This is a genomic window from Stenotrophomonas sp. CFBP 13725, assembly GCF_014841935.1.
Taxonomy (GTDB): domain Bacteria; phylum Pseudomonadota; class Gammaproteobacteria; order Xanthomonadales; family Xanthomonadaceae; genus Stenotrophomonas.
Window position 1 is genome coordinate 1 of sequence record NZ_JACYUV010000002.1, and the last position, 25,151, is coordinate 25,151.

The 25,151-nt window shown below is 67.0% G+C and carries 19 protein-coding genes; 11 read left to right on the forward strand and 8 right to left on the reverse strand.

All coding sequences use genetic code 11. The features are described from left to right. Positions 1-236: 236 nt before the first annotated feature. Complete coding sequence (locus IFT65_RS03185) at positions 237-1,115, reverse strand: energy transducer TonB (RefSeq protein WP_192080155.1); 879 nt, start codon at positions 1,113-1,115, stop codon at positions 237-239. Beyond that, a complete protein-coding gene (gene gshB / locus IFT65_RS03190; protein ID WP_188324705.1) occupies positions 1,115-2,062 on the reverse strand; it encodes a glutathione synthase in 948 nt (315 codons plus the stop codon). Before gshB ends, IFT65_RS03185 begins: the two co-directional genes overlap by 1 nt. A 216-nt stretch (positions 2,063-2,278) precedes the next feature. Here gshB and pilG point away from each other — a divergent pair, with 216 nt between their 5' ends. The 7 genes from pilG to IFT65_RS03225 all read left to right on the forward strand — a co-directional run bounded on the left by pilG (position 2,279) and on the right by IFT65_RS03225 (position 14,087). Then, entirely contained in the window at positions 2,279-2,680 is a 402-nt protein-coding gene (gene pilG, locus IFT65_RS03195; protein ID WP_042614342.1) for a twitching motility response regulator PilG, read from the forward strand. 18 nt (positions 2,681-2,698) lie between these two features. After that, the gene (locus IFT65_RS03200) at positions 2,699-3,061 is read left to right on the forward strand and encodes a response regulator (protein ID WP_188324704.1); all 363 of its coding nucleotides are present in this window, start codon (positions 2,699-2,701) and stop codon (positions 3,059-3,061) included. Further along, entirely contained in the window at positions 3,061-3,591 is a 531-nt protein-coding gene (locus IFT65_RS03205; RefSeq protein ID WP_188324703.1) for a chemotaxis protein CheW, read from the forward strand. Before IFT65_RS03200 ends, IFT65_RS03205 begins: the two co-directional genes overlap by 1 nt. Positions 3,592-3,640: 49 nt before the next feature. Then, positions 3,641-5,677 carry a methyl-accepting chemotaxis protein gene (locus IFT65_RS03210; protein WP_192080157.1) on the forward strand — a complete coding sequence of 679 codons (2,037 nt, stop codon included), beginning with the start codon at positions 3,641-3,643 and terminating at the stop codon, positions 5,675-5,677. Positions 5,678-5,789: 112 nt separating this feature from the next. Beyond that, a complete protein-coding gene (locus IFT65_RS03215) occupies positions 5,790-12,362 on the forward strand; it encodes an Hpt domain-containing protein (protein ID WP_192080159.1) in 6,573 nt (2,190 codons plus the stop codon). After that, positions 12,349-13,629: a chemotaxis protein CheB gene (locus IFT65_RS03220; protein WP_192080161.1), complete on the forward strand. Its 1,281-nt coding sequence runs from the start codon at positions 12,349-12,351 to the stop codon at positions 13,627-13,629. The genes IFT65_RS03215 and IFT65_RS03220 overlap by 14 nt, the downstream gene beginning before the upstream one ends. Then, positions 13,626-14,087, forward strand: coding sequence for a chemotaxis protein CheW (locus tag IFT65_RS03225; RefSeq protein ID WP_188324699.1), 462 nt, complete (start codon positions 13,626-13,628; stop codon positions 14,085-14,087). Before IFT65_RS03220 ends, IFT65_RS03225 begins: the two co-directional genes overlap by 4 nt. Before the next feature lie 399 nt (positions 14,088-14,486). Here IFT65_RS03225 and IFT65_RS03230 read toward each other — a convergent pair whose 3' ends face one another. Further along, on the reverse strand, positions 14,487-15,224 hold the full coding sequence (locus tag IFT65_RS03230; RefSeq protein ID WP_192080163.1) for a 16S rRNA (uracil(1498)-N(3))-methyltransferase: 738 nt from the start codon (positions 15,222-15,224) through the stop codon (positions 14,487-14,489). A 163-nt stretch (positions 15,225-15,387) separates the two neighbouring features. Here IFT65_RS03230 and nudE point away from each other — a divergent pair, with 163 nt between their 5' ends. Genes nudE through IFT65_RS03250 form a run of 4 tightly spaced genes read left to right on the forward strand, consistent with a single transcriptional unit; the run spans position 15,388 to position 17,948 of the window. Beyond that, positions 15,388-15,936 carry an ADP compounds hydrolase NudE gene (gene nudE / locus IFT65_RS03235; RefSeq protein WP_188324697.1) on the forward strand — a complete coding sequence of 183 codons (549 nt, stop codon included), beginning with the start codon at positions 15,388-15,390 and terminating at the stop codon, positions 15,934-15,936. Between the two features lie 43 nt (positions 15,937-15,979). Continuing rightward, entirely contained in the window at positions 15,980-16,807 is an 828-nt protein-coding gene (cysQ, locus tag IFT65_RS03240) for a 3'(2'),5'-bisphosphate nucleotidase CysQ (RefSeq protein ID WP_192080165.1), read from the forward strand. Then, a complete protein-coding gene (gene mazG, locus IFT65_RS03245) occupies positions 16,804-17,625 on the forward strand; it encodes a nucleoside triphosphate pyrophosphohydrolase (protein ID WP_192080167.1) in 822 nt (273 codons plus the stop codon). Before cysQ ends, mazG begins: the two co-directional genes overlap by 4 nt. Next, entirely contained in the window at positions 17,622-17,948 is a 327-nt protein-coding gene (locus IFT65_RS03250; RefSeq protein ID WP_192080169.1) for a YnfA family protein, read from the forward strand. Before mazG ends, IFT65_RS03250 begins: the two co-directional genes overlap by 4 nt. 40 nt (positions 17,949-17,988) lie before the next feature. On the opposite strand, the gene IFT65_RS03255 is transcribed toward IFT65_RS03250, so the two are convergent. From IFT65_RS03255 to IFT65_RS03275, 5 genes are all read right to left on the reverse strand, one after another. Next, positions 17,989-19,167: a GDSL-type esterase/lipase family protein gene (locus IFT65_RS03255; protein WP_192080171.1), complete on the reverse strand. Its 1,179-nt coding sequence runs from the start codon at positions 19,165-19,167 to the stop codon at positions 17,989-17,991. A gap of 13 nt (positions 19,168-19,180) precedes the next feature. Then, positions 19,181-19,933 carry a glucose 1-dehydrogenase gene (locus tag IFT65_RS03260; protein ID WP_188324692.1) on the reverse strand — a complete coding sequence of 251 codons (753 nt, stop codon included), beginning with the start codon at positions 19,931-19,933 and terminating at the stop codon, positions 19,181-19,183. Between the two features lie 67 nt (positions 19,934-20,000). Then, positions 20,001-21,323 carry an MFS transporter gene (locus IFT65_RS03265; RefSeq protein WP_192080173.1) on the reverse strand — a complete coding sequence of 441 codons (1,323 nt, stop codon included), beginning with the start codon at positions 21,321-21,323 and terminating at the stop codon, positions 20,001-20,003. Further along, positions 21,320-23,563 (reverse strand): oligoalginate lyase, encoded by a 2,244-nt coding sequence (locus tag IFT65_RS03270; RefSeq protein ID WP_192080175.1) that lies wholly within the window; start codon positions 23,561-23,563, stop codon positions 21,320-21,322. The genes IFT65_RS03265 and IFT65_RS03270 overlap by 4 nt, the downstream gene beginning before the upstream one ends. Next, positions 23,560-24,993, reverse strand: coding sequence for a polysaccharide lyase 6 family protein (locus IFT65_RS03275; RefSeq protein WP_192080177.1), 1,434 nt, complete (start codon positions 24,991-24,993; stop codon positions 23,560-23,562). The genes IFT65_RS03270 and IFT65_RS03275 overlap by 4 nt, the downstream gene beginning before the upstream one ends. Between the last annotated feature and the right edge of the window lie 158 nt (positions 24,994-25,151).

A 25,151-nucleotide genomic window follows, 5' to 3' on the forward strand; every position in this document is an offset into this window, starting at 1 on the left:
CGGCAGCGCGAATGCGATGACGTGGACCCCGCCATGGATGGCGCGAAACAAGGCCCGCATGGATGCAGTTTTTGCCGTCCCCCGCCACCGCACCCCGCCCCGCCCAGCACACAGCTCTGCAGGCCTTTGACGTTGCCGTTGCCGTTGCCGTTGCCGTTGCTGTTGCCGTTGCCGTTGCCGTTGCCGTTGCCGTTGCTTCAAAGCAGGTGCCGGGCGCAGCCCGGCCTCATCCACCCTCAGTCGTCGCGCAGTTCGCCGCCGGGCAGGAACGCCCAGGTACGCGTCACCTGCAGGATGTCGATGTCATCCTTCGTCTGTGGCAGGGCGGGGAAGGGCTGGGCCAGGCGAACCACGCGCAGCGCGGTCTCGTCCAGCAACGGCGTCCCACTGGATCTCAGGATGCGCGCGCTTTCCACGCTGCCATCGCGGCGCACACCGACCGTGATCACGACCTGCCCGCCAAGGCGACGACGGCGCACGTCATCGGGGTAGTTCAGGTTGCCCACGCGCTCAGCGCGGTCCACCCAGGCGCGCAGATACGTGGCCCACGCATACTCGCGGGTGCTGGCTGAAACGAACTTGCGGTTTGGCCGCTTGGCGTACTGCGCCGAACGCAGGTGCACCTCGGCCGCCAGGCGCGCCATGTCGGCATCGCGCTGCTCGCGTGCGTTCAACGGCGCGTCGGGGCGTGGCTGCTCCGGCATCGGCTGCGACTGGGCCTGTGCGACCTGTTGCTCACCATTGCGGCTGCTGACCACCCGCGACTGCGGTGGCGGCGGGGCCGCGGCATCCTGGCGCTGCTGCGGCACCGGACTGCTGCCTGGCAGCGCCTGCGGCACTACCCCCGCCTGGCTGTCGCGTGGGCGCAGCGCCTTGTCGTGCTCGCCACCACCGACCTGACTGGCAGCGGCCAGGAAATCCGCCTGCTTCGGCGTCAACGCGGTGCGCGTCTGGCTGAAGATCACATCCAGCGTCGGCACCAGCGGCGCTTCGCCGCGAACGGCGAAGCCGACGCCCAGCAGCAGCGCGCCATGCACCGCCACCGACAGCGCCAGGGTGGTGCCCAGACGCTGCGCGGAGCGGTCCGCCAAGAGCAGGGGCGCGACCACCGGCATTACGGCAGGCTGGCCTCGATGGCATCGAAGAGGGTGCCGGCGATGTTCAGCCCATACTGGGCATCCAGTTCACGAACGCAGGTCGGGCTGGTCACGTTGACCTCGGTCAGGTAATCGCCGATCACGTCCAGGCCGACGAAGCGCATGCCGCGACGCTTCATCTCCGGCCCCACCTGGGCGGCGATCCAGCGGTCGCGCTCGCTCAGCGGGCGGCCTTCGCCGCGACCACCGGCAGCCAGGTTCCCGCGGAACTCGTCGCCCTGCGGAATGCGGGCCAGGCAGTAATCCACCGGTTCGCCATCCACCAGCAGGATGCGCTTGTCACCGGCAGTGATGTCGGGGATGAACTTCTGCGCCAGGGTCAACTTGCGGTCGCCGTCGGTCAGCGTTTCCAGGATGACGTTGAGGTTCGGGTCGCCCGTGCCGCTGCGGAAGATCGAACGGCCTCCCATGCCATCCAGCGGCTTCAGCACGGCTTGCCCGTGTTCCAGCACGAAGGCCTTCAACGCCTTGGCATCGCGGCTGACCAGGGTAGGGGGGCAGCACTGCGGGAACAGCAGCGCGGCGAGCTTCTCGTTGTAGTCGCGCAGTCCCTGCGGGTTGTTGACCACCAACGCACCGGCCGTCGCGGCCACGTCCAGCACCTGCGTGTCGTAGATGAATTCCGCATCGACCGGCGGATCCTTGCGCATCAGTACGACCTGGCCGGGACCGAACTCGGTCAGGCTGAACTCGCCCAGCGTGTACCAGTCGGCCGCGTCGTCGCGGACCTGCAGGGGCGCCGTGCGGGCTACGGCCCGTCCGCTGTCCAGGCTGAGGCCACCGGGTTTGACGTAGTGCAGGGCATGGCCGCGCCGCTGCGCTTCGAGCAGCATGGCGAAGGTCGTGTCCTTGGCGATCTTGATGTGGGCGATGGGATCCATCACCACGATGACGTTCAGCGGCATGGGAGCACCTGTGGGGCAAGGTGCTGATGGTAGCGGCTCCGGCCCGGTGTTGCCTGCCCCGTGGCGCGCAACGCTGCGTGCGGCCGATGGCCGCAGGCCCGCCGGACGGGGGTTGCGCAGAAGATTCATCGCCGAACTTGCTGGCGGTCACGCAAGTGCGATATAGATACGCCTTCGCAGCGGCACCGACCGAAGTGCCGCGCATGGGGAACGGCAATGACTGAGAACATGACTGCGGGCGGGGAGCTCGCAGGACTCCGGGTGATGGTCATCGATGATTCGAAGACGATCCGCCGGACCGCGGAAACGTTGTTGAAACGGGAAGGCTGCGAGGTCGTCACCGCGACCGACGGCTTCGAGGCACTTGCCAAGATCGCCGACCAGCAGCCACAGATCATCTTCGTGGACATCATGATGCCGCGTCTGGATGGGTATCAGACCTGCGCGCTGATCAAGGGAAACCAGCTGTTCAAGTCCACGCCGGTGATCATGCTGTCCTCCAAGGATGGCCTGTTCGACAAGGCGCGTGGTCGCATCGTGGGTTCGGAGCAGTACCTGACCAAGCCCTTTACGCGTGAAGAACTGCTGGGTGCCATCCGCACATACGTCAACGCCTGACCAGGGGGGAAAGGCAAAATGGCTCGAATCGTTCTTATCGAGGACTCACCGACCGACAGGGCGGTGTTCACGCAATGGCTGACCAAGGCCGGGCACGAAGTTCTGCAAGCGGACAACGCCGAGGACGGGATCGTGCTGGTCAAGGAACACATGCCGCAGCTGGTCCTGATGGACGTCGTGCTGCCGGGCATGAGTGGCTTCCAGGCTACCCGTTCGCTGGCCCGCGACGCGGCGACCAAGAATATTCCGGTCATCATCGTCAGCACCAAGGCGATGGACACGGATAAGGCGTGGGGCCTTCGCCAGGGTGCGCGTGACTACATGGTCAAGCCGCCGCGCGAAGAAGACCTGATCGCCCGCATCAACGAGCTGGTGTCCTGATGCGTTCACCCTTCGACATTCTTGAAGCCTACGAACGGCGCAGCCTCGCCCATGCCGTGCAGTTGCCCGAGCGGCAGTTCGCGCAGGATCTGTGGCGTGGCGTGGGCTACCGGGTCGGCAACCGTCGGCTGGTATCGGATTTCCGCGAAGTGGTGGAAATCGTCCCGATGCCGCCGGTGACGCCGGTGCCCTGTGCGCAGCCGTGGCTGCTGGGCGTGGGCAACCTGCGAGGCAACCTGTTTCCGGTGATCGACCTGAAGCTGTTCCTGGAAGGCAACCGCACCGTGCAGCAGGAAGGCCAGCGCGTGCTGGTGATGCGACAGGCCGGCGGTGACGTGGCGCTGACCATCGACGAACTGTTCGGCCAGCGCAGCTTCGAGCTGGACCAGGAAGTATCGGTCGGTGGCTTGGCCGAAGGCCGCTACGGCCACTTCGTCGACCGCGCATTCCAGGCCGACGGGCACGATTGGGGCGTTTTCTCGCTCTCGCTGCTGTCGCGCACTCCTGAATTCCGACAAGCCGCTGCCTGAAGGTACCGGTACGTCGTCTCTGCATTGCATTGAACATCGAGGTTGAACGATGAGTACTACTTCGGATTCCAACAAGGCCAGCAAGCTGCGCCTCGGTGGCACCAACGCGTGGTTGATCCTGTTGCTGGTGGCGATGGCGCTGTTCGGCCTGAACACCGGTGTGGCGACCTGGCAGGGCAGCCGTCTGGCCGACGCCAGCACGAAGGCAGCCGATCTGCAGGTGCTGTCCCAGCAGTTGGCCAACCAGGGCCGTGATGCGGTCGCCGGCAATGCGCAGGCGTTCACCGCGTTCAAGGCCACGCGCACCGCGATCGACGAGAACATGTCGACGCTGCAGGGCCGTTACGGCAATGAGCCGGGCGTGTCCTCGCCGATCAGCAAGCTGGCCGCGACGTGGCAGCCGCTGGGCAAGAGTGCGACGCAGCTGATCGCCAGTGAGTCGGCGGTGCTGACGTTGGCGGGCAACGCGAACAACTTCAGCGGCGCGATCCCCGGCCTGCAGGCACAGCTCAACGAGGTCGTCCGCGCGATGAGCGCCGCCGGCGCCCCCTCCTCGCAGATTTACAGTGCACTGCAGCAGGTCGTCGTGGCCGGCTCGATGGCCCGTCGTATCACCGAAATCCGGGCCGGGGGCTCATCGGCATCGGCGGCCGGTGATGCGCTGGCCCGCGACATCACGGTCTTCAGCCAGGTGATGGATGCATTGCGCAACGGCAATGACGAACTTGGCATCGTTGCGGTGCGCGGTGCGGCCGCGTTGGCTGCGCTGGAGCAGTCGCAGCAGCAGTGGACGGCGATGAAAACGGACGCCGATGCCATCCTGGCCAGTTCGCGCCAGCTGTTTGCCGCGCAGGCCGCATCAGCCAGCTTGGCCACCGGCTCGGCGGACATGCTGGCCGACAGCAAGACGCTCTTCAATGCGTTCTCCTCGTTCGGTTCGGTCAGCGATACCCGCTTGTTCCCCAATTTCTGGATCGGCGTGGTCTCCGGTGTCCTGTCGCTGATCGCGATCATCGGCTTCGTCAGTACCTCGGTGCGCGGCCGCTCGCGCGAGCAGGAGCTGCGCTACCAGACCCAGGTGGAATTCAACAGCCGCAACCAGCAGGCCATCATGCGGCTGCTGGATGAAATCAGTTCGCTCGGTGAAGGCGATCTGACGGTGAAGGCATCGGTCACCGAAGACATGACCGGCGCCATTGCCGACGCCATCAACTATGCCGTGGACGAACTGCGCCATCTGGTGACCACCATCAACGACACCTCGGCCAAGGTCGCGCTGTCCACCCAGGAAACGCAGGCCACGGCCATGCAGCTGGCCGAGGCGGCAGGCCACCAGGCCAACCAGATCACCAACGCGTCGGACCGCATCGGTGAAATCGCAGCGAGCATCGAACAGGTGTCGCGCAACTCGTCTGAATCGGCCGAAGTGGCACAGCGCTCGGTGGTGATCGCCGCCGAGGGTGCCGGCGTGGTGCGCGAGACGATCCAGGGCATGGACCAGATCCGTGACCAGATCCAGGAAACGTCGAAGCGCATCAAGCGCCTGGGCGAGTCCTCGCAGGAGATCGGCTCGATCGTGGAACTCATCAACGACATTTCCGAGCAGACCAACATCCTGGCACTGAACGCCGCGGTGCAGGCGGCTTCGGCAGGCGAGGCCGGTCGTGGCTTTGCCGTAGTGGCCGACGAAGTGCAGCGCCTGGCAGAACGTACGTCCGGTGCGACGCGTCGGATCGAGGGCCTGGTACAGGCCATTCAGGCCGATACCAACGAAGCGGTTACCTCGATGGAGCAGACCACGGCCGAAGTGGTGTCCGGTGCCCGCCTGGCGGAAGACGCCGGTACGGCACTGACCGAGATCGAGCGCGTGTCCAATGCGCTGAACAACCTGATCAAGAACATCTCCGTCGCCGCCCAGCAGCAGTCGTCGGCTGCATCGGACATCACCCAGACCATGGGCGTGATCCGGCAGATCACCGGCCAGACATCGCAGGGTGCGGGGCAGACCGCCGAATCGATCGGCCACCTGGCACAGCTGGCCGCCGACCTTCGCCGCTCGGTCGCCGACTTCAAGCTGCCCGCGTAAGCGGTGTGGCGCGGAGAAGCAAGGATCACCTGATGAAGCATCGACATGACATCCGCCACATTGAACGTCCTGCCCGCGTGTGCAGGGTCGTACTGGCGACCGGAGCCCGCCCATGAGCAGCCTGCGTGACGCAATGAGCCACGCCGCCCTCGGCTGGGTGAAACCTGAGCTGGACGAGACCCTGCGCCAGGTGCGCAATGAGGTCGAGTACTTCGTCGAGGCCCCCGCCGATGGCAGCCGCATGCGCCTGTGCGCCGGCTACCTGCACCAGGTGCAGGGCACCCTGCGGATGGTGGAGCTGTACGCCCCGGCGATGGTGGCCGAAGAGCTGGAGCAGCTCGCGCTGGCGATCGGCACCGGCGAGGTGGCCGAGCGTGATGAATCCTGCGCGACGCTGATGCGTGGCAGCGTGCTGCTGCCCGACTATCTGGAGCGGCTGCAGAATGGCCATCGCGATATTCCCATCGTGCTGCTGCCGCTGCTCAATGAGATCCGTGCCGCGCGCGGCGTGGCCGGCATCAACGAAAGCGTGCTGCTGGCGTTCGCGCCCGACAGCGTCAGTGCCAGCGAAGCCGAACTGGACCACGCACGGGGCAGCCTGAGCGGACGCAACCGTGAACTGCTGGATACGGTCGGCAGCGCGGTGAAGGAAGAACTGCTGCGCATCAAGGATGCCCTTGACCTGCACCTGCGCACGGGCGGGCAGCCCGAACAGCTGCACCAGCAGGTACGTGAGCTGACGGCGGTGGGTGACACGCTGGCCATGATGGGCCTGGATGTGGCGCGCAACGTGGTGGTGCAGCAGCGTGACGCGCTGAGCGCGGTGGTGGAAGGCAATCAGGCGATCGATGAGGGCATGCTGCTCGATGTCGCCGGTGCGCTGCTTTACGTCGATGCATCGCTGGATGACCAGGTCGCCCATCTGGGCGCAGCGGGAACCGGCGAGGACGATCCGTCCGCCGCAGAGACCCGCCGCACGCTGGAGGTTCTGGCCCACGAAGCCATCGCCAATTTCACCGTGGCCCGCGAGCACTTCGTCGCCTTCATCGAGACAAACTGGAACCACGCCGAACTGCAGGACGTGCCACGCCTGCTGGGCGAGGTCGGCGGCGCGCTGCGCATGCTGGACCTGCAGGTGCCGGCGGATTACCTGAAGGGCGTGCAGCTGTACATCAAGGCAGAGCTGGTGGAGCGCCAACGTGTACCCAGCGGTCGCCAGCTGGACACGCTGGCCGATGCGATGGCCAGCCTGGAGTACTACCTTGAAGCGCTGCGCGACCGCCGTCCGGGGCGCGAGAACATTCTGGACATCACCCGCAGCAGCCTGGAAAGCCTGCGTTACTGGCCGCTGCCGGTGGCCGATGCCATCGCGGCCGAGGCCGTAGCCAGCGAGCCGGTGCAGCCGGTAGAACGCGAGTCCATCCAGCCGCCGCCGTTGGACGTGCCGGAATTCGACACGCGCCCGTTGGCGGCCGTGTCGCCGCAGGGGCCTCCGCCGTTGCCGGATCTCGTCTTCGACGCACCGCCCACGGCGCGTGATCAGGACATCGCAGAAGACGACATCCACGCGCCGTCGTCCGAACCGACGCTGCTGTTCGCCGCCACAACCGCCGCGCCGCCCGAGGTCCCCGCCTGGGAGCTCGGCAGCTTCCAGGTCGAGCAGACGTCGGACCATACACCGACCTTCGCCAGCTTCGACCCGGTATCGGCCGAAGATGCGCCGGATCCGTCCGCCTGGTCCATTGAACCGACCCCGCAGGTGGATGGTTCACTCGACATGGCGGCTGCAGATCTTGAACATGCCGTTTCCGTACCTGCCGGCGCAGCCGACGACACGCTGATCAGCTTCGAGGGCGGCGTGTTCGATCCGGTGCTGGCCGAAGGCGATGCAGACGATGCGTTTGCGGTTCCGGTGAGCTTCCGCTTCGACGACGGCGAGCTCAGTCGCGCCGATGACGTGCTGTCGCTGGATGCCGTGGAAGCGGATGTCATCACGTTCAACGCCGATGGCCTTGCGATGGACAACGTGCTGGACGCCGATCCGCCGTCCATTGGCGCCGCCGACGACGACGCTACCAGTGCCAGTGCCAGCGACTTCGCCGAGGCGGATGCGCGCTTTCTTGCCGAGCTCGCGGCTGAAGCGGCGGCCTTCAATCCTGCGTTCGGATCGCCGGCCGTGCCGGTGGTCGACGAGGTGTCCGCGGCACCGGTCATCACGGGCCTGCAGGGCGGTTTCGACGAGAACGCCGAGAATATCGATCAGGACATCCGTGATGTCTTCCTCGAAGAGTTCGACGAGGAACTTGAAAACCTGGGCAATCTGCTGCCGGCATGGCGCGCCCAACCCGACAACATGGACCGGCTGCGGCCTATCCGCCGCGTGTTCCACACGCTGAAGGGCAGCGGCCGACTGGTCGGTGCCCGCACCCTGGGTGAATTCGCGTGGAAGATCGAAGGCATGCTCAACCGCGTGCTGGACGGCACGCGGCCGGCATCGCCGGCCGTGGTGGCGGTGGTCGAGCAGGCCTTCGGCGTGTTGCCGGAACTCAACGCAGCGCTGCGTGGCGGCCACCTCATCACCGCGGACCTGCAGGCGCTGCAGTCCATCGCGGATCGCGTGGCGGCCGGCGAGGAGACCTTCCATGTGCCGCTGCCTGCCCGCTCGGTGGACAGGGTGGAAGAAGCCGCCGTCGGGGTATCTGCCGACGACGCGGTCACACCCTCCGTTGATGGCGCCGAGATCCCGGTCGCCGCGGAACTGGACGGAACGCCTGCCAGTATCGACAGCGTGCTGCGCGAGATCCTCGAGGCCGAGGTGGAAGCGCACATGGCCACGCTGCATGGCTGGCTGGAAGCCTCTGGTAGCGAACCGCAGCCGGTCAACGATCCCTTGCTGCGCGCAGTGCACACCATGAATGGTGCATTTGCGATGACCGATGTGCCGGAAATCACCACGGTCACCGGTGCAGCCGAAACTTACATCAAGCGCGCCCTGGCCGCTGGCGAAGTGCCTACCGCGGATGCGGTGGATGCACTGGCGGCCACCGCGCAGGCAGTGGACGTCACCATGCGTGCCCTGCAGGCCGACGCCCCCCGGGTGCCGCCGCAGCACGCGCTTGCCGAGCGTCTGCAGGCCTTGGCCGCGACGCTGCCGGAAGCCCGCTGGCCCGTCGCCGACGGGTTCGAGGACACCGACGACCTTGCCGACGTGGACGGGCATGTTGAGGCCGTCGAAGCCACGGGGGAGGAGGAAGCACCTGTCGCGCCGTGGCAGCATGCCGACAATGCCGACAATGCCGACAATGCCGACAATGCCGATACTGCCGACACTGCCGATACGCAGGTGGACGGACCGGTCGAGGTCGAGGCCGACGCTGGCCTGGCGCCGACCGACCCGACGGACGGCGATGCGGACCTCGAGGCCTTGGCCGAATCCATGGTCGAGGAGGGCGAGCTGCGGTTGATCGACGGTGACGAAGCCGCGAAGTGGACGCCAGACGAGGCAGTCGGGCAGGACGCTGTGCCGGTCGACCTCTCTGCGCCCGTCGTGGAACCGCCGGTCGAATTTACCGGTGCCACCGATCTGTCGCGCTTCTTTGAAGCAGCATCCAACGTGGACGATGCGCCACTGCGGGATGCGGCCGACGCCGCGTCTGTCGACGCTGTCGAATCGCTCGAAGACGTGGCCGAGCCGGTCAGTGCAACAGACGTAGACGTGCAGCTGACCGGCGCCGAAGACCTGTCGCTCTATCTGGACGATGCCGCGCACGCTGCACTGCCGTCCAGTGCGGGCCCGGATGTGCACGAAGTCGCTGCACCGGACATCGCCGACGCCGAGCTGGCACCGGCTGACGCTGAGGAAGACGCCGATGACAAACTGCCTGCCGCGCCGACCTTTGGCGATGCCGTGGCCCTGCAGGAAGCGCTGGACGAAGGTCTGCACATCATCGAGGAGGGCGCCGAGGACGAGGAGGACAGTCCGCTGCTCTCGATAGAAGGCCACGACGTGTCTCCGCTGGAGACCACCGCATTCGCCGAACAGGTGGAAGACGAGCAGCCCGAAGCAGAAGCAGAAGCAGAAGCCGAAGCCGAAGCAGAAGCCGAAGCAGAAGCCGAAGCAGAAGCCGAAGCAGAAGCCGAAGCAGAAGCAGAAGCAGAAGCAGAAGCAGAAGCCGAAGCCGAAGCAGAAGCCGAAGCCGAAGCAGAAGCCGAAGCCGAAGCCGAAGCGGTCTCCGCTGACCGTCAGCCCTACTTCGAGATGGAGCCCCCGACCGTCGCGCCTGCAGGCGAGGACGTGGCGCACGAACAGACGGGGCAGGACGACGAGGTGGCGGCTGCCGATGCGCTGGACTTCACCGTGCTGGACCGCGAGCTGGTCGATATCTTCGTCGAAGAAGGCAAGGATCTGCTGGATCATTGCGATGGCCTGATCAGCGACCTGCGCGCCGAACCGGAGGACCGCGACGCGTTGGCTGGCCTGCAACGTGATCTGCACACGCTGAAGGGCGGTGCACGTATGGCGGGCATCAACGCCATCGGTGATCTGGGGCATGGCATCGAGTCGCTGCTGGAGGCTGTCGCAGCCGGGCGCACCAGCATCGGACACGCCGATGTGCAGTTGCTGGAGCGCGGCTTCGATCGCCTGCACCAGATGCTGACCCGCACCGGTGCGCATCGCGGCGTGGACGCCGCCGATGACCTGGTGGCCGCCTTCGACGCACGTACGCGTGGCCAGGTCGTTCTCGATGGCTCGGCCCCTGAGCCGGCTGTCGCACCTGCGCAGCCGACCGCCGCTGACCTCATCGCCAGCCTGCCGTTGTCGGCACCGCTGCCGCTGGACGGCGGTGGCGAAGAAGAGGGTGGCGTACGACCGCAGCAGGAACAGGTGCGCGTGCGCGCCGACCTGCTTGACCGACTCGTCAACCACGCCGGTGAAGTGGCGATCTACCGCTCGCGGCTGGAACAGCAGCTTGGTGCCTTCCGCGGCGCCATGGGCGAGCTTGAACGCACCAATGCCCGACTGCGTGATCAGTTGCGCCGCCTTGATCTGGAGACCGAAGCGCAGATCGTGGCGCGCTACCAGCGTGAGCAGGAGCAGGCGGACCACACGTTTGATCCACTGGAACTCGACCGCTTCTCCACGCTGCAGCAGCTGAGCCGTGCACTGAACGAATCGGCGGCCGATCTGGGCGGGCTGCAGGGTGTGCTGGACGACCTGTCGCGGCAGTACGACACCTTGCTGCAGCAGCAGTCGCGCGTCAGTTCGGAGCTGCAGGATGGCTTGATGCGCGCACGCATGGTGCCCTTCGATGGCCTGGTGCCGCGTCTGCGCCGGGTGGTTCGCCAGGCGGGCGTGGATACCGGCAAGCAGGTCCACCTCACCCTGGAAGGCACGCATGGCGAGCTCGATCGCAACGTGCTCGACCGGATGGTGGCGCCGCTGGAACACATGCTGCGCAACTCTGTGGCGCACGGTCTGGAAACGGCCGAGCAGCGCCGCGCCGCCGGCAAGCAGGAAGAGGGTGAAATCACCCTGCGCCTGCACCGCGAAGGCTCGGAAATCGTGCTCGACGTGTCGGATGATGGCGCAGGGCTGGACCGCGAGGCGATCCGTCGTCGTGCGTTGGAACGCGGGCTGATCCAGGCCGAGGCGGTGCTGGCGGACAACGAGTTGGACAACCTGATCTTCGCCGCCGGCTTCAGCACCGCCGACCAGTTGAGCCAGTTGTCCGGACGCGGCGTAGGCATGGACGTGGTGCGCAACGAAGTGCGCCAGTTGGGTGGCAGCGTGGAAATCCACTCGGTCCGTGGCCAGGGCGCGCGCTTCACGTTGCGCCTGCCGCAGACGCTGGCGGTGACCCAGGCGGTGCTGGTGCAGATCGGCGAGACCACCTACGCCGTGCCGGTGGCATCGGTCAGCGGTATCGGCCGGATCTCACGCGAACGCTTCGAAGCGGGCGACAGCACCTATCGCTACAGTGGCGAGGAGTACACGCTGCACGATCTCGGCAGCCTGATCGGCCAGGCGCCGGCGCGTGCCGAGGGCCAGGCCCAGGTGCCGCTGCTGCTGGTCCGCGCAGGCGACCTGCGCGCGGCGGTGGCGATCGACCAGGTGCTCGGCAACCGCGAAATCGTGGTCAAGCCGGTCGGCCTGCAGATTGCGTCGGTTCCGGGCATCTACGGCGCCACGATCACCGGCGATGGCCGCGTGGTGGTGATCCTGGACGTGGCCCCGTTGGTGCGCCGCTTCGTCGCCAATCCGCAGCGTCCGCTGCTGGTTGCCGAACAGGAACTGCAGCGGCAGGTGCCGCTGGTGATGGTGGTGGACGATTCACTCACCATGCGCAAGGTCACCGGGCGCATCCTGGAACGCCACAACTTCGATGTCAGCGTTGCCCGCGACGGCGTGGAGGCGCTGGAGCGGCTGGAAGAACGGGTGCCCGACCTGATGCTGCTGGATATCGAGATGCCGCGCATGGATGGTTATGAACTGGCCACGGCCATGCGTGCCGACCCGCGCTATCGCGACGTGCCCATTGTGATGATCACTTCGCGCAGTGGCGAAAAGCATCGCCAGCGCGCCTTCGAAATCGGCGTGCAGCGTTACCTGGGCAAGCCCTACCAAGAGCTTGACCTGATGCGTAACGTGTACGACCTGCTGGGGATCGCCCGTGTCCGTGAATGACGTAATGCCGCCGCCGGCCGTTGCACTGCTGGCCAGGGAGGGCGCCGCACGCGACCGCCTGCGTGAAGCACTCGCGCAGGCCGATGTAGCGCTGGTGCTGGAAGAGGATCCCAACGTGCTGGACCCGGCCGCGCTGCTTGCGGTTGCGCCGCAGGCGGTGGTGATCGCGTTGGAGCCTGCGGTGGAGGACGCATTGGAACGCCTCGATGCGGTGCTGTCTTCACCTGATTTCACCCTGGTGTTCGACGAGGCCGAACTGGCGGCACGCCGCGAAGGGTGGGAAACCCAGCGCTGGGCACGCCATCTGGCGGCCAAGCTGCATGGCCACCGCCAGGTGCTGCCACCGGGTGCGGAAGTCGAAGAAGAGCTCGTGCCGGAACCTGGCCTGCCGGACACTCCCGAGCAGCTGCATGCCAACGCACCGCTGGCGTTCCATGTCGATGAAGCCGTCGACGCGGCCGACCTGCTGGCGGGCGACAGTCTGTACGAGCCCCCGGGCCCTTGGCAGCCATCGCAGGTGACCGAGCGGGACGAGCCGGCCGCCATCAGCAGCCCCGTGCTGCCGTCCGTGCCGCTCGATCACGGAAGCTGGTCCTTGCTGGACGACGAGGCATCCTTTGCCCCCGCCGCACGCGTGGACGCGGGACCGCCGCCCTTGCCGGCATTCGATTCGGATCGACTGTCACTGGTCGAGATGGACGAAGCGGCCGGCCCACGTCGCGGTGCCAAGGGCGCGGTGGTGGTACTGGCCGGTATTGGCGGCCCCGATGCGCTGCGTCGCCTGCTGGCCGCGCTGCCGGCCCGCCTCGACGTGCCCCTGCTGGTCCGCATGCCGCTGGATGGCGCGCGCTACGGCAACCTGGTGAAGCAGATGGCACGCGTCTCTCCGCTGCCGGTCGAGCTGGCTGAAATCGGTGCCGACGTCGTCGAGGGGCAGGTGTACATCCTGTCCGATGATACGGCCGCCGCCCTGCGGGATGGCGGGTTGTATTTCCTCGGCAGCGCGCAGGGTCTGGACCTGGCCGCGTTGCCGCCCGCGCACAGTGCGGTGATCCTGCTCAGCGGTGCCGATCTGTCCCAGGTCGACCCGGCGCTCACCCTCGCCGAAGCCGGCGCGTGGGTCGGCGGTCAGGTCGGTGAGGGATGCTATGACCCGGCTGCCGCAACCGCGGTGGTCGCTGCCGGCATGTTCGCCGGCGAACCCCAGGAGCTGGCGCAGGCCATCAGTGCGCGCTGGGAACTGCCTGAGCAAGGAGAGCCGTCGTGAGCCATGCCAATAATGATGAAATCCGCGGTGTCCTCATCCAGTCCGGCCCCGAGCGCGTGCTGCTGCCGAATGCGACCGTCGCTGAAATGATGGCCAAGGTACAGGTCGAGCCGACGGCGGACGGCCCGCACTGGCTGCTGGGTCGGCTGGCCTGGCACGGCTGGGACATACCGCTGGTGTCCTTTGCCCGCCTGTCCGGCTTGGGCGAAGAAAGCGTGGGCAGCAACAACAAGGTGGTGGTGTTGAAATCGCTGGCTGGCAACGCAGAGCGGCCGTATTACGCGGTGCTGACGCAGGGCTTTCCGCAGTTGATCTCGGTGCCGCGTGACGGTCTGCTGGCAGACGCGTCGGAAGAGAACCTGCCTGACAGCGTGCACATGCGCGTGCTGCTGGGCGAGCAGAGCGCACTGCTGCCGAACCTGGATGCGCTGGAAAGGGCGCTGGATTCACTTCACTGAACTGCCCGCGCTTCGCGCTCGCCGAGCAGCCGTGAGAGATCCGTAGCGCCGAGCCACGCTCGGCGGATGGCGTCCGCGAGCTGGCGCAGGGTGAACTGCCCGCGCTCCGCGCTCGCCGAGCACGGCTCGGCGCTACCGATAGAAGGCGGCACCGCGCAACCGTGGGATACCCGTAGCGCCGAGCCACGCTCGGCGGATGGCGTCCGCGAGCTGGCGCAGGGTGAACTGCCCGCGCTTCGCGCTCGCCGAGCGTTGGCTCGGCGCTACCGTCAGAAGACGGCACCGCACAACCGTGAGACACCCGTAGGGCCGAGCCACGCTCGGCGGATGGCGTCCGTGACCGGTCAGGCCGGAACTGCCCGCGCTTCGCGCTCGCCGAGCACGGCTTGGCGCTACGCGTCAGCCGAGGTCACCCAGCCGTGCCTGCAGCGCGGCGATCGCCGCGAGGCCCGCCGTTTCCGTGCGCAGGATGCGCGGCCCCAGCTGCAATCCCAGGAAGCCGGCCGTGGCGAGCAGGTCGCGGTCACGTGGCGACCAGCCGCCTTCCGGGCCGATGGCCACGACGATGCCGCCTGGCGGGGCCGCGTGCAGCGTGGACAGGCGATGGCTGCCCAAGGGATCCAGGGTCAGCCGCAGCGTCTCTTCGGGCAGCGCCGCGACGGCGGCCGCCAACGACAACGGAGCGCCGACCTGCGGAATCCGCGCGCGCCCGGACTGGCCGCACGCCGATTGCACCACGCTGTTCCAGTGCGCGACCCGCTTTTCTGCGCGCGCGCCATCCAGTTTGACCTCGGTCCGTTCGGCATTGACCGGGATCACGGCCGCCACCCCCAGTTCCGTTGCCTTCTGCAGGATCAGATCCATCTTCTCGCCACGCGCTACGCCCTGCAGCAGGGTGAGGGGCAAGGGGGATTCGTTGTCCAGTCGGCTGGCCCGGTCGATCCGTACCTGCGCATCGCGCTTGCCAACCGTGACCAGGGTGGCGTGGTAATCGTGGCCATCCCCATTGAAGAGCACGCAGCCATCGCCCTCGCGCAGGCGCAGCACGCGCACCAGGTGGTTGGCGGTCTCTTCAGGCAGTGAAAATGTCTGGCCCGCCTGCAGTGCAAGCGGCACCGGGCAGCGGGTCACACGCATGCACAGGTCTCCTTGCGGCGCGCAGGCCACGCACCGCGGTCATGGAACAATGGGTTTTCGAACGGGTTGCCCTGCGGGGAGGGCTGCGTCTCTGCTAGCATCGTGAGCTCATGAACATGTTGCTGCCTTCGTCCATTCTATCGGCCCGCGCGGGGCATTCCGCATGAGCCGTCGCCTGCCCATCATCCATCGGATCACCGACGAGGAAAACGGGCCCTTCCAGCGCCAGCATCTGGACCTGGAGTTCTCCAATGGCGAACAGCGGCGATTCGAGCGCCTGGTCAGCCGTGGCCACGGTGCCGTCGTGGTGGTGCCGATGCTGGACGAGGACACCGTGCTGCTGGTGCGGGAGTACGCCGCGGGCATGCACCGCTACGAACTGGGCCTGGTGAAGGGACGGATCGACGCAGGCGAGACGCCGGAACAGGCGGCCGATCGCGAGCTGAAGGAAGAAGCCGGTTATGGCGCGCGGCGCGTGGACGTGCTCCGCGCGATGACGCTGGCCCCTACGTACATGAGCCATCAGTCATGGCTCGTCGTGGCGCGCGATCTTTATCCGGAGAAACTGCAGGGCGATGAACCCGAAGAGCTGGAAGTCGTGCCGTGGAAGCTCGCCGAACTCGATCAGCTGATGCTGCGCGAGGATTTCTCCGAAGGCCGTTCGCTGGCGGCGCTGTTCATCGCGCGGCAGTGGCTGCAGGGTCGCCCATGAGCCGGCATGCCGCCGCGTCACGGTGTCGCGGGCGCCTGCTGCCGTGACCCACGTACGCATTACGACCGACCTGCGCGAAACCGTCATCGCCATCGCCCAGGATGCGGCGGCGGCCATCATGCAGGTGTATGCCACCGGGTTCGACGTCAGCCTGAAGGATGACGACAGCCCGGTAACCACGGCGGACCTGGCGGCCAACGACCGCATCGTCAGTGGGCTGCTGCGGCTGACGCCGGACCTGCCCGTGCTGTCGGAAGAGTCCGTGGCCGCTGACTGGGAGACGCGACGCCACTGGGGCGCGTACTGGCTGGTCGACCCCTTGGACGGCACCCGTGAGTTCATCAAGCGCAATGGCGAGTTCAGCGTGAACATCGCGCTGGTCTACCAGGGGGCACCGACCTTCGGGGTGGTACTGGCACCGGTAACCGGCCTGGTGTGGCACGCGATGCGGGGTGAGCAGGCCTATCGACGGCAGGGCGTGCATGACACGGTGCTGCGCACGCGCGCGCCCGCCCATGCCCCGCTGCGCGTTGCCGCCAGTCGTTCACACCGGTCCGCGCGCACCGAGGCGCTGCTGCAGCGGATGGGCGACATCGAGACGGTGGCACAGGGGTCTTCGCTGAAGTTCTGCCGGATCGCCGAGGGCGATCTGGATGTCTATCCGCGGTTGGGACCGACCAGTGAATGGGACACCGCCGCGGGCCAGTGTGTCCTGCACGCCGCCGGCGGCGCCGTGCTGTCGGCGAGCACCGGCAAACCCTTCCGCTACAACCGCCGCGAGAGCCTGCTCAACGGTGACTTCATGGCACTGGGTGATCCTGCGTTGCCCTGGCGCGGCTGGCTCGACGACAGCAACGGGAGTACCGAATGAGCGCGACCGACGCAGCAACCGAACTGGGCCGCCTGCTGGCGATCATGGCGCGCCTGCGCGATCCGGACGGTGGCTGTCCGTGGGATCTTGAACAGGACTTCTCCACCATCGCCCCGTACACCATCGAAGAGGCGTACGAAGTCGCCGATGCGATTGATCGCGGTGACCTGGATGATCTGTGTGACGAGCTTGGGGACCTGCTGCTGCAGGTCGTGTTCCATGCCCGGATGGCGGAAGAGCAGGGCGCGTTCGCCTTTGCCGACGTTGCCCGCTCCATCAATGAAAAGATGGTCCGCCGCCATCCGCATATCTTCGCCGATGCCAGCGTGGACGATGCCGCCCATGTGCTGCGCAACTGGGACGCCATCAAGCGGGAAGAGCGTGCAGCCAAGGGCGAAACGGATCGCTCGGCGCTGGCAGGTATCTCGCGCGGGCTGCCGGAATGGCAGCGCGCACTGAAGCTGCAGTCGCGCGCCGCCAAGGTGGGATTCGACTGGTCTGGTCCCCTGCCGGTGCTGGATAAAGCGGCAGAGGAGCTCCAGGAGCTGCGCGCGGAGTTCGAGCGGGGTGACATCGCCGGCAACAAGGCGCGGCTGCAGGAAGAGCTGGGCGACCTGCTGTTCGTCTGCGCGAAACTGGCCCGGCAGGCCGATGTGGACGTGGGCAGTGCACTGCGCGGTGCGAACCACAAGTTCGAACGTCGATTCCGGGCGATGGAAGGCTACGCCGACGCTGCGGGCGAGCGCATGGCGGACCTGGACCTGCAGGCGCAGGAAGCACTCTGGCAACGCGCGAAGGCGGACGAAGCCGCATTGTGAAGACCTTGGGGCTGTTCCTGATCACGGCGCTGGCCGAGATCATCGGCTGTTACCTGCCGTGGCTGTGGCTGCGTCGTGATGGCAGCGCGTGGCTGCTGCTGCCGGCCGCGGCCAGCCTGGCATTGTTCGCCTGGCTGCTGACCCTGCATCCCGATGCCAGTGGGCGCATCTATGCGGCCTACGGTGGCGTCTATGTGGGCACGGCGCTGCTCTGGCTTTGGCTGGTCGACGGCATCCGTCCCGGTCGGTGGGACGTGCTGGGCGTGTCGCTGTGCCTGGCCGGCATGGCCGTGATCATGTTCGCTCCACGCAGCGGGGCGTAGTCAGCGCCCGCCCCACCCGTGCAGGCCACGCATCGCGTGCTCAACGTGCCTGACAGCCCAGCATCGTCAGGTCGATGGCATCGGCCATGCGCGCATAGCCTGCGTCGTTGGGATGCAGGTGATCGCGGGTGATGCCGGCAGGCAGGGATTCCGGCGTGGCCGGGTCGCGCAGCGCCGCATCGAAGTCCACTACGCCGTCAAAGCCGCTGTCATTGCCGCGCGCCCATGCATTGATCGTAGTCCGGGTCGCGGCCGATAGCGGTTCATAGCGCTCGGAGCCACCGAAGGGCGTCAGCGTGCCGATGAACGCGCGCGCGCCGTGCTGGTGCAGGCGCGTGGCGATCTGTCGATAACCCAGCAGCATGTCGTCGGCCGTGCGGCCGGGCAGCGGTGTGGGTCCGCCGCCATGACGGATGTCATTGATGCCTTCGAAGAGGATCATCTGATCGGCATCGGCCACGGCGATCACGTCGCGGTCCAGCCGGGACAGCGCGCTGTGGCTGCGCCCGTGGTCCAGCAGCTTGTTGCCGCTGATGCCTTGGTTGAGCACGACGAAGCGGTCCGGGCAGGCCTGCTGCAAGCGCACGGCCAGGCGCTCGGGCCACTGGTTGTACGAGCCGCGTGCGGCGGTGGCGCCTTCGGTGATGGAATCACCCAGCGCCACGATGACCGATGGTCGATCCGCGCGCTGCACCAGCACCGCCGAAATCACATTCTGGCGATAGGACACGGCCACGCTGTCGGCCACGCGCGGCTGTCGGCCCTCGGCCACCCGCACGGTGGTACGGCGCACGGCGGGGCGCGTCGCCTGTGGGAAATAGGCGGTGACCTGGATCTCATCCAGCGCCGCGGCCTTCAATGGCAGCGGATCAGTCAGCAACGCAGCCCCTACCGGTACGTCGATGACCCTGCGTCCGTCCACCTGCACGGGCAGCGGGCGGCCGGAGGAACCGCGTACGGTCATGTCTTCGACCCGCAGTGGGGACGTGCCCAGTTCATTGCTGATGCGCAGGCGCAGCGCGTCGGCGCGGCTGCCCAGCCGGATGTCCTGGCGGACGGTCTGTGCAGCGAACTGCACGGGGGCCTGCGGCGTGCCGTCCAGGCGATCCGGCGCGGGTGATGCGGTCCAGGCGGTGACCCACACCGGCTGCGCGGGGGCAGCCGATGCGGACAGCGCGGAACCAACGGCAAGGGAAAGAGCGGTGATCCAGCGCAGCATGGTGAAACTCCGGTCAGGAGAAGAACGTGCCGCCGTTGACGTCGATGTTCGCGCCGGTGATGAAGGCGGCCTCGTCCGAGGCCAGATACACGGCCACGTCGGCTGCTTCCTGCGGACGACCCTGGCGACGCAGCGGCGTACCGGCGGCTACGGCGGTGCGCACTTCCGGCTTGGTGAACTCGTCATGGAACCGCGTGGCGATCATGCCGCAGCACAGCGCGTTGACCCGGATGCCCTTCGGGCCCAGTTCCTTGGCCATGGCGCGGGTGAAGGTCATCACGCCGGCCTTGGCGGTTGCATAGATGGATGCACCGGGGCCACCGCCATCGCGACCGGCCTGCGAGGCGAAGTTGACGATTGCCGCGCCTTCGCCCATGTGCGGCACCACGGCATGGGTGGTGAGGTAGGTCGAGGTCAGGTTGAGATCGATCACCTTGTGGAAGAACGCCGGATCGATGTCGGCCAGCGGGCGACGCTCGACCATGCCACCGGCCACGTTGATCAGCAGGTCGATGCGGGGACCGAACGCGGCCTGCGCGGCAGCCACCAGCCCGGCGACGGCGGCCGGATCGGTCACGTCGGCGCGATGCAGGATGGCCTGGCCACCGGCGGCTTCGATCTGCGCCAGTGTCTCGCGTGCGCTGGCTTCGTCGTTGGCGTAGTTGAAGCAGACGCGGGCGCCGGCGGCGGCGAGTTTGATCGAAATGGCGCGACCGATATCGCGGCCGCCACCGGTGACGATGGCCACCTTGTCCTGGAATGACATGCGTTGGAACTCCTTTGTTACGTGGGGTGTGTGAGAGAAAAAAGGGGCGGGGAACGTAGGCGTGCGCTCAGCGCTGCGGCGCAGGCGTCGGCGTGGGTGCATCGAGGCGACGGATCGTGCCGGTGAACCACCACAGCGCGACCAGCGACAGCGGCACGAGGGCGGCGACGAGCATGAACATCGGGGCATAGGACTCGCGGGTCAGCACCGGCACCAGCCACGTGGTGATCAAGGTGCCGGCAACGGCGGCCAGGCCACCCAGGCCGGCCAGCGTGCCCACCGAGCGCCCACCGAACAGATCGCCCGGCAGGGTCTGGATATTGCCGATGGCGACCTGGAAGCCGAACAGCACGGCGGCGATGGTCAGCACCGCGGCCAACGGGCCGGCGGCCATCACCGCGCCCAGCAGGGCAGGCGCCATGATGATGCAGCCGAGGGTGATCGACCATTTGCGCGCGCGGTCCACGCTGTGCCCGGCGCGGATCAGCCGGCCGGACAGCCAGCCGCCGGTCAGGCTGCCGAGCATCGCACCGACGAAGGGCACCCATGCGAACAGGCCGATCTGCTTGATGTCGAAGCCGAAGGTTTCTGCCAGGTAGATCGGCAGCCAGGACACGAACAGCCACCAGATCGGGTCCAGCAGGAAGCGGCAGGCGAGCATGCCCCAGCTCTGCCGGTGCGCCAGCAGCTCACGCACGCTGCGGCGCGGTGCGGCGGGATCGGCGGCGCCGGCCTGGTCTTCCATGATCAGGCGACGCTCGGCATCACTGACCCACGGGTGTTTGTCCGGCCCTGCGCGGTACACGAACAGCCACGGCAGCAGCCACAGGAAGCCCATCGCACCGATCACCACGAACGTCCCGCGCCAGCCCAGCCACAGGTACAGGCCGGCAATGGCGGGCGCAGACACGATCGCGCCGATGGAGGCGCCGGCGTTGAAGACGCCCTGTGCCAGCGCACGCTCGCGTGCCGGGAACCACTCCGCGTTGGCCTTGACCGCACCCGGCCAGGCGCCGGCTTCGCTGACGCCCAGCATCGCCCGCACCAGACTGAACGACAGGATGGAATGGGTGACCGCATGCAGGGCGATCGATATCGACCACACGCTGATGGACAGTGCGAACCCCATGCGCGTGCCGATCAGGTCGAACAACCGGCCGAACAGGAACTGGCCAGCGGCGTAGAACAGCATGAACACCGTCACCAGCAGCGCGTAGTCATCCTTGGTGGCCCCGACTTCGCGGGCGATCTCCGGCCACATCACCGCCAACGCATTGCGGTCGATGTAGTTGATGACCGTCGCGACCGCGATCAGGCCCACGATCAGCCACCGCACTGCCGAGCGGACCGGCACCTTGCGCAACTGCGCGCCGGCAGAAGACACGTTCATCGGCCGCCCCGCTTGCCGGCGGCCTGGTCCATGCGCGCATGGCTGCCGCGCCACGTGTAGGTATGGCCATCCACCACCACGCTGTGTTCGCTATCGGTACTGCTGTCATCGGCAACGCCCAGTGCGATGCGCGCGCCGCTGGCCAGCGTCAGCTGCAGCAGTTCGGCGTCCTTGCCGCGCACCCGCACCAGCGCAGTGACCTGGCTGTCGGCCCCGTGCACGTACTCGGCCGTGCCGTTGTATTCACCGTGCGGTTCCAGCACGCTGAAGAAGCTCACTTCGCGCTGGCCTTCCACGCGCTGCACCAGCGCCGGTTCGCGGCGCAGGTTGAACTCGGGATCGTTCGCACCGCTTTCCACCAGCAGCGCCCGTGATGGCGCGGTGCTGCCGAAACGGTAGGTGTAGAAGCGTCCATCCAGCAGCCAGGCCAGGCTGCGCTGTTCGGTGCCGGGCGCGCTGCGCGCGTCCACCCACAGATGCTGGTAGCCGTTTTCCGCGCCCAGCACGGGACGCTGCTCGACGAACCGTTCGGCTTCGAACCCGGTGCTGACGATGTGGCCGTTGAAGTGCAGGGGCAGGTCGAAGCGGGCCGCCTTCTCACCCTTCACCTGCATCAGGTCCAGCACGACCGGCAGGGCCAGGTCCGGATGGCGCAGCAACGCCTGGGTGCGGGTGAACGTCACGCCGGGGTACGCATCGCGCATCGTGGCCGAGGCAACCTGGGTATCTTCATCGGCCTGGAAGAAACGCACGGTCGGCGCATGCGCTTCGCCCCGCTTCCAGTCGCCGTTGAAGTGGCTCTTTTCATCCACCACCAGCGTGTTGTGGGCGATGGTCTGTTTGGCCCAGCTGCGGTTTTCGGCCAGGTAGATGCCGCCGCGCTTGGCTTCCACATTGAGGAAGCGCGCTGAACCGTAGTCCGTCACCACGCGCTGGCCGTTGTCATAGAACAGCCAGTTGAGCTTGTCGAAGTGACCATGGCCCATGCCCTGCATGGTGTCTTTCTGTACCAGTACCTGGCCGTCTTCGTCGCCCATGCGCAGGATCGCCAACCCGCCGCGATCACCGTCCGGGCCATCGCGCAGCAGCATCGGGCGGTAATCGAAGGGTTTGGCCTTGCCGGCGGCCAGCGCCTGGGCGACCTGCAGGCCCTCCGGGGTCAACAGCAGGCGGTCCTGGTGCTGGGCCACCGACAGCAACTGGTCGTCACCGCTGCGCGCGTAAGCGATGCCGATGCCTGCCACCAGTTCTTCCGTATCCACGCCCTTGTCGAGGATGGCGTCGTTGATCGGGAAAAACAGGCCGCCGTAGCTGCTCTGCACGAGCACATCGACGGCCTTCAGCAGCACGCCGTCGCGGCGCTCGAAGATCTTCCGCTGCGGCTCGTTGCGCTCGATGGCATTGGCGAACAACAGGAATGGCGCCAGGGCATAGCGCTGGTAGTAGGGGCCTTCTTCGTAGTACCCGTCGGGCGAGAACAGCAGGTCGACCTGGCGCAGGAACCCGAATTCGTCGTCCTTGCGGCTGCCGCGCAGCGATTTCTCCACCAGGTCCTGGTCGCGCAGCACGTAGCCGGTCATGCCGGTGGCCGCCACCGCCCAGGTGGAGTGATTGTGGATCTGGTCGAAGTTCTTCGGCTCGCTGGCAAGGAACTCGGCCATCGGCCGGAACACGCGGTCATCGATGGTCTGACGGTCCTTGGCGGGCAGCGCGTCGCGGATCGCGTCGTAGCCCTGGACGGCGTTCACCAGCCACACCGAGTCATTGAGTACCTGCCAGAACACCCGGCCCGGGATCTGCCCGCGTCCTTCCGGATGCGGGCCCAGGGTGGGGTACAGCGCGGCGTATTCCAGCAGCATGCGTCGGGCGTAATCGACGTAGGCGGTGTCGCCGGTCAAGCGGTACAGCGTGCCGGCGGCCAGCAGCGCTTGGTAGTTGCGCTTGTGCTGCTCATGCGTGCGCCCGCCGCCCTTGTCCTTGGGAAAGGGGACGTCGATGCCGGCCTTCATCATCCGCCGCAGCATCGCCTCGTTGCGTGCCTGCTCCTTGGCGAAGGAAGGATAACGAGCGCCCTCGCTGGCCATCTGCTTCCATTGGCTGGCGGTGACCAGCACCGGCGCCACTGCGGTTTCGGCCGGCGTGGACGCCGCCGTCGCCGCGTAGGCGGGCGCGGGCAGCACGGCCACGGCGCCGCTGGCCGTGGCCAACGCGAGGGCAAGCGACAGGTACGTGTGCTTCATCGATCAGCTCCATTGGTGGGCAGGCGGTGGCCGACAACGGCCGCATCCGTCCATTCCCCTTGTTTGGGATACCAGGCCACGCCGGTGGCATCGCGGGATGTCACGCTCAGGGTGGCAGAGGCGCCGGCCGATGGGAGGGCCGGCGAGGGCACCCACAGTCCGTTCGGCGCCTGTACGAGGGTTGCCGCGACGCTGTCCACGCCGCCGGGCAGGGCGGGGGACGCGAGCGGCGACTGCAGGTTGCCGGTGGAGGCGACGCCGGCCATGCTGCCGTTCACCGTGACCGGATCCGCGCCAGTGCGGTTGACCAGCAGGTTGTTGCGGAAGCGGCTGTTGCTGGCGGGCACCACGACGCCGGTCGCCGCGTTGTAGCCGACGCCGAAACTCACCTTGGAGACATCGACGAAGGTGTTGCGCTCGATCGTCGCATCGACCACCGGCGCGTAGCCGGACAACGCCGGCGTGGCCTGGCCATGCATCACCGCCAGCGCTGCGCGGTTGCTGCTGCCGGCCAACCCCTGGAAGTAATTGTTGCTGACCTGCTGCTGTGCATTGATCACCCGCACGCCGCCGGTGCCGGACTTGCCATCACCGAGGAAGATGTTGTCGATCACCTGGTTGCCGTTGCCATGACGCAACGTCAATGCGCCGGCCGAGCGATAGAACACATTGCCGCGGTAAACGTTGCCGCCGGACTTGTTGGAAATGATCTCGGTCTCGCCGTCGCAGCCCTCGAACCAGTTGTACTCGACGGTGCTGTTGGAATCGCTGAGCGAGCTGTCACTGGTGCCCACGCGCAGGGTTTCGCCGCCGTTGACGCCCAGCGCCGGGCGCGGGCCGAACCAGTTGTGATCGATGCGGTGCTGGTTGTCCAGGCCCTGTGCTGCATCGCGCACCACCACCACGGTGGGGCCGGCGTTGGTCTTGCCGCGCAACTGGCTGTGGTCGAGCCGGTTGAACGCGCCGTAGAGCATCACCCACTGATCCTGGTCGCTGCTGTCCGGGTTGCTGTAATCGTCTATCACCACACCGCTGACCCGGCTGTGGCGGGCGACCGATTTGCTGGATTCACGGAAGGCCACCACCGCCTCGCTGGGCGAAAAGCCATCGCGGAACACCAGATCCGCCACGTGCAGGTACTCACCCGCCAGCCGCAGATCCGATTGACCGCTGAGGATCACCTGGCCGGGGGTCTGCGCGCGCAGAGTGATCGGCGCCGCCGCGGTGCCGTTCGCCTTCAGCAGCAGCCGTGCATCCGTCCACGTGCCATTGGCCAGCACCACCTCATCGCCGGGCTGGAGAGTGGCCGCCACCGCGTTGAACGCACTCACGTCGTGCACCAGGTGGCTCGCCGCATGAGCGGCCCCGGCCCACGAAGCACCCGTGACCAACAGCAGTGCTAAAGGCAGGGATTGTGATGGAAACTTCATGGTGTCTCCTCCGGACGATGGCACTGACTCAGGACGGATTGTAAGCCGGTTTGCTAGACCAGTGGGATGCAGTTGTAGGGCATGTGTGTCGGCAAGTCATGCTGCAACAGCACAAGATTTCATGCTGAATTGGCCTATAGCAAAGGTAAGACGAAAGA